The sequence below is a fragment of the Pedobacter foliorum genome, assembly GCF_013266735.1.
GTDB lineage: Bacteria > Bacteroidota > Bacteroidia > Sphingobacteriales > Sphingobacteriaceae > Pedobacter > Pedobacter foliorum.
The window spans coordinates 1-665 of the sequence record NZ_JABSNU010000040.1 but is presented as its reverse complement, the minus strand read 5'-3'; the positions used below and the strand labels follow the sequence as shown (position 1 = coordinate 665).

Here is a 665-nt window from a genome sequence, read left to right as displayed (position 1 = left end):
CTGCAATCCATGCTGCTTCTATCAGAATGTTTTTGATCACAGCATTTCCACGTTTTGTCAGCCCACCGATGACCTCTTTGTCCCCGGTTGTGTGACAAGTAGGTATTACACCACAATAACTACACAGCTCATCAAGTCTCTTAAAGCGGCTAATATCTTCGAATTCAGTAAGCAATATCATGCCTGCTAACAGCCCAATGCCTGGGATGCTTTGGATCAGTTCTATATTTTTACTATAATAATCTGTTTGGGAAAGCTTTCTAATTGCAGATTCTAAATGCTTTTTCTGCTTCTGGAAAAACTCATATTCACTCAATAAGTTTTCCATGGTAATCTTTCCGCTGGTATGGGCAAACTCGATTGTTTTAAGCCAAATGATAAAGGAGCTACTCCAAGTGCCTTCATGATAGGATTCAGGAATGGTAATTCCCTGGAATTTGAGTAAGGATTTAATGCGGTTCTTTACTCGAGTGGTATCTGTAGATAAACTGACCCTACTGCGTAATAACTGCCTGTCAAGTTCCAGATCAATCTCAGGAACATGCAGATAATCCAGATCTCCTTTTCTCAGTCCTTTTGCTATTTTTCTGCTATCCACAGCATCTGTTTTATGCAGGTGTTCTTTACCGGTGGTAGGTACATCTGCTGGGTGAATGACTTTACAC

Annotated in this window: 1 protein-coding gene; it reads right to left on the bottom strand. The window is 40.5% G+C overall.

What is annotated here, in order from left to right; all coding sequences use genetic code 11:
• A partial coding sequence (locus HQN83_RS25175; RefSeq protein ID WP_173094511.1) for a transposase occupies nucleotides 1-665 on the bottom strand: 665 nt, incomplete at both ends.